Raw genomic sequence first — 3799 nt, 5'->3', positions numbered from 1 at the left:
CTATGCCTATAATTTTTTGGAAGGTTATGTGATGTTTGGTGTGGGTATTTTTGAAATTTTGGTAGTTTTGGTGGTGGCGGTGATTTTTTTGGGACCAGATAAATTGCCTCAAGCGATAATAGATGTCACAAAATTTTTTCGTGCCATCAAAAAAACTATCAATGAAGCCAAAGACACATTTGATAAAGAAGTCCAAATCAGCGAACTAAAAAAAGAAGCCCTTGGGTATAAAAAACTTTTTGAAGAGAATCTCAATGCCACAAAGAATGAAGTTGATACTATCACAAAGGACTTCAAAGAGCTTAGCAATCTCTCTCTTAATGACCCTACAAATGCACCTATTCCCACACATCCGCAAAAAAGTGCAGAATCTCGCGCCTTAGAATCCCTCAATTTTCAAAGCACACAACTTGATGCAGATATTGGTATAACCCATAATACACAAGATTCTATATCATCTACATCCGATTGTGTTGCCTTAGATTCTCCGCAAACCACACAATCTACACATACAAGTGAATCTATGGATTCGCCTAAAGGAGCTTAGAGTAATGTTTGAAGATCTAAAACCTCACTTGCAGGACTTACGCAAACGACTTATTATTTCTGTCGTGGTGCTTATTCTTAGCTTTGGGATATGTTTCAATTTTTGGGGTGTGATTTTTGATTGGGTCGCTGCACCTATTAATAGTGCTTTAGAAAATGAATCTATTAAGGCACATTTAGCTGCTCTTACGATTTTAGAAAATATTTTTGTTGCGTTAAAAGTCGCGTTTTTTGCTGCGCTTGTAATTTCTATGCCTGTGATTTTTTGGCAATTTTGGCTTTTTGTCGCACCGGGTTTGTATAAACACGAGAAAAAAATCGTTTTGCCATTTGTGATGTTTGCGAGTGTGATGTTTTTGAGTGGTGTATTTTTTGCGTATTACATTGTGTTGCCTGTTGTGATTGAAAATGTCTTGCTTTTTGGGAGTGATAAATTTGAGGGAAATTTGAGCGTAGAAAATTATGTTATGTTTTTTACGCGTCTTGTTATAGGTTTTGGTATTGCATTTGAATTGCCTGTGCTTAGCTATTTTTTAGCCAAAGTAGGACTTATCACCGATGCAAGTCTCAAAAATTTCTTTAAATACGCTGTGGTTATTATTTTTGTCATCGCTGCGATTATCACGCCTCCAGATGTGCTTTCACAAGTGTTTTTAGCAATCCCTCTTATAGGGCTTTATGGACTTTCAATCATCATCGCGCGTTTTGTCAATCCTGCTTCAAAAGACATAGATGATGATGTGTTAAACACAGATGAATCTAGTATTTCACCTTCGGTACAAAATACCTAAGCTTCATGCAAGAACGTTTATTACCAAGTGATTTTAGCCTCTCAAGCTATGATTATACTCTGCCCCAAGAGCTTATCGCTATACACCCAACTTCTCCGCGTCGCGATGGGAAATTGCTTGTGTATTATCGCAATAGTGGGGAGATTAAACATTGTCATTTTAGAGATTTTAGCGAGATTGTCCCAAGGGATTATACGCTTGTGTGCAATGATACAAAAGTGCTAAGGGCGCGGTTATATGCCTACAAACAAGGAGGGGAGAGTATGCGAGAGATTTTGTTTCATAAAGCCTATAGCATAGATTCTCATTCTAGTTTTTTGGTGCAAATACGAGGGCGAGTAAAGCGTGGCACAGAGTTTAGAATCTGTGATCACAATCATCGTCCAAGTCACTTTAGTATGCGTGTGTTAGAGGTTTTGGATAATGGTTTGCGCGTGGTGTCATTTTATGATAATACGCGTAATGCACTCTTAAATCTTCCAGATCTTTATGCAATGCTTGAGGCATTTGGGCATATGCCACTACCGCCATATATGAGGCGTCAAGATACGCTACAAGATAGCATAGATTATCAAAGTGCATTTGCAAAAAATGATGGTGCTGTAGCCGCTCCTACAGCGAGTTTACATTTTAGTGATGAGGATTTTTCCTATCTTAAAACTCTGTATGATGTATGTTATATTACATTGCATGTGGGTGCTGGGACATTTGCCAATGTCGAGGCACAAGACATACGCGCCCATATCATACATACAGAATCTTATGTTATCACGCCAAAAGCGCGTGAGAAGATTCTAGGAGATTCTAAACTTTTGTGCATAGGCACCACAGTCGCTCGTGCAGTGGAGTATTTTTGGCGCGTGAGAGAGGCTCAAGGCTTGTGTGATTTATTTTTGCACCTCGGTAATCCACCTAAGCGCGTTGATGCACTTTTGACGAATTTTCATTTCCCAAAAAGCACCTTATTAATGCTTGTGAGTGCATTTGTCAGCCGTGAAGAAATGATGCGAATCTATACATGTGCCATAGCACATAAGTATAAGTTTTTTTCCTATGGCGATGGTATGTTGATACTCTAATGGAGGTGAGCAATGAATGATGTGTTAGAGTATTGCAAATCTATAGGGATTATATTGCACGATGAGGTGGCAGCTAAGCTAGAGATATATGCTAGAGAACTTTTAGAATGGAATAAGATTCATAATCTTAGTGGCGCTAGCACGCTAGATTCACTCAAAGAAAATATTATAGATTCTTTGTATCCTTTGCGTTTTGTCGATGAGTTTGCAAGTTGCCTTGATATAGGGAGTGGCGGTGGCTTTCCTGCGATTGTGCTTGCTATTGCACTACCAAAGGCGAGATTTATACTCACAGAACCAAGAGCTAAGCGTTTTGCATTTTTGCAATATATAATCGCCCAGCTCACACTTAGCAATACTCGTGTGTTTGCTACGCGTATCCAAGAAATTCCTATTACAGAGGTAAATAATATCGATCTTATCACTTCAAGGGCTGTAATGAGTGTAGAAGAGATTATGCATTATGGGCGAAAATTTTTAAGCTATAATGGACATTATTTGTTGTTTAAGGGATCAAATTTCAAAAAAGAATTATCGTATATGAGCGTAGAGGAATGTTTTAGCAGAAATGAGAGAATCTATTTTTACAGAAAGGGGTGAGAGATGAAATTTTTGATTATTGTTGTGGCACTTTTTGCAGTGGTGTGGTTTGTGTTTTTGCGTCCAAGTCTAAAATCTAGCGCACCAAGATCGCGCCACAAGGATTTGCCAAGTGAGACTATGCAAGAATGTTGCGTGTGTGGTGTGTTTGTCTCTCAAAAAGAGGGCATTATACAAGGTGAGAAGTTTTTTTGTTCTAAAGCGTGTAAGACAAAGGCTAAAGAATGCTAATTTTTGGCTATCCCAACTTAGAGGTTCCGAAGTTTCGCCACATTCAGAGTATTGAAGAGATTGCTAAGAGTAAAAATGAAGAAATTGTGTGGTTTTATGCAAAACAAGATAAGGATTTTGCACTTTTAGGGCATTGTGTGCGTTGTGGGATTGCGTGTGCAGTAAGGGTAGATGATGTGCTAGATTTTGTCTTGTGTGCGAGTTTGAAGCCTATGTATTGTATCGTAGATGATGATCCTAAGCCATATCAAGAGATTGCTGAAACGTATATATTAGATTCTAAAGTGCTTGGTGTCATTACACACAAAGAGCAGCTTGTGTCAATGGCACACAAAGGTATCGATGGCGTTATTTTTGCTTCGTGGCTTGAGACTTAAGACAAAAGGGGATATGTATTGCTGAAGACTCGATACACCGGTCGTGCGTGGATTATCTTTTAATCCAAATTTAAACTATGGAAAATGCTCCTTTTTGGCACTCCTGTATATACTGAAACTTTGGCACTGCTGTGAGAGATTCACAATATTTGTGCAAGGCACTCTAGGAGGCGAT

6 protein-coding genes are annotated in these 3799 nt (G+C 38.7%); all 6 read left to right on the top strand.

Annotated elements, in window-relative coordinates; translation table 11 throughout:
- The first annotated feature begins 31 nt into the window (after nt 1-31).
- Genes tatB through C6H22_RS06730 form a run of 6 tightly spaced genes read left to right on the top strand, consistent with a single transcriptional unit; the run spans nt 32 to nt 3624 of the window.
- A complete protein-coding gene (gene tatB, locus C6H22_RS09120; RefSeq protein ID WP_104694555.1) occupies nt 32-547 on the top strand; it encodes a Sec-independent protein translocase protein TatB in 516 nt (171 codons plus the stop codon).
- Between the two features lie 4 nt (nt 548-551).
- Nucleotides 552-1337, top strand: coding sequence for a twin-arginine translocase subunit TatC (gene tatC, locus C6H22_RS06750; protein ID WP_104694551.1), 786 nt, complete (start codon nt 552-554; stop codon nt 1335-1337).
- A 5-nt stretch (nt 1338-1342) separates the two neighbouring features.
- A complete protein-coding gene (queA, locus tag C6H22_RS06745; RefSeq protein ID WP_104694550.1) occupies nt 1343-2416 on the top strand; it encodes a tRNA preQ1(34) S-adenosylmethionine ribosyltransferase-isomerase QueA in 1074 nt (357 codons plus the stop codon).
- A 12-nt stretch (nt 2417-2428) separates the two neighbouring features.
- Nucleotides 2429-3016 (top strand): 16S rRNA (guanine(527)-N(7))-methyltransferase RsmG, encoded by a 588-nt coding sequence (gene rsmG / locus C6H22_RS06740; RefSeq protein WP_104694549.1) that lies wholly within the window; start codon nt 2429-2431, stop codon nt 3014-3016.
- A 3-nt stretch (nt 3017-3019) separates the two neighbouring features.
- Nucleotides 3020-3247 carry a PP0621 family protein gene (locus C6H22_RS06735; RefSeq protein ID WP_104694548.1) on the top strand — a complete coding sequence of 76 codons (228 nt, stop codon included), beginning with the start codon at nt 3020-3022 and terminating at the stop codon, nt 3245-3247.
- Nucleotides 3241-3624 (top strand): hypothetical protein, encoded by a 384-nt coding sequence (locus tag C6H22_RS06730; protein ID WP_104694547.1) that lies wholly within the window; start codon nt 3241-3243, stop codon nt 3622-3624. Before C6H22_RS06735 ends, C6H22_RS06730 begins: the two co-directional genes overlap by 7 nt.
- Nucleotides 3625-3799: the final 175 nt, after the last annotated feature.

It is taken from the genome of Helicobacter equorum (assembly GCF_900198655.1).
In the GTDB taxonomy this organism is placed as follows: Bacteria; Campylobacterota; Campylobacteria; order Campylobacterales; family Helicobacteraceae; genus Helicobacter_F; species Helicobacter_F equorum.
Note: the sequence above shows the minus strand (reverse complement) of the source record. Positions and strands in the feature narration are given on the sequence as shown.

Coding starts and splice junctions, on each gene's coding strand:
- tatB (WP_104694555.1), top strand. CDS start 32: ATGTTTGGTGTGGGTATTTTTGAAATTTTGGTAGTTTTGGTGGTGGCG.
- tatC (WP_104694551.1), top strand. CDS start 552: ATGTTTGAAGATCTAAAACCTCACTTGCAGGACTTACGCAAACGACTT.
- queA (WP_104694550.1), top strand. CDS start 1,343: ATGCAAGAACGTTTATTACCAAGTGATTTTAGCCTCTCAAGCTATGAT.
- rsmG (WP_104694549.1), top strand. CDS start 2,429: ATGAATGATGTGTTAGAGTATTGCAAATCTATAGGGATTATATTGCAC.
- C6H22_RS06735 (WP_104694548.1), top strand. CDS start 3,020: ATGAAATTTTTGATTATTGTTGTGGCACTTTTTGCAGTGGTGTGGTTT.
- C6H22_RS06730 (WP_104694547.1), top strand. CDS start 3,241: ATGCTAATTTTTGGCTATCCCAACTTAGAGGTTCCGAAGTTTCGCCAC.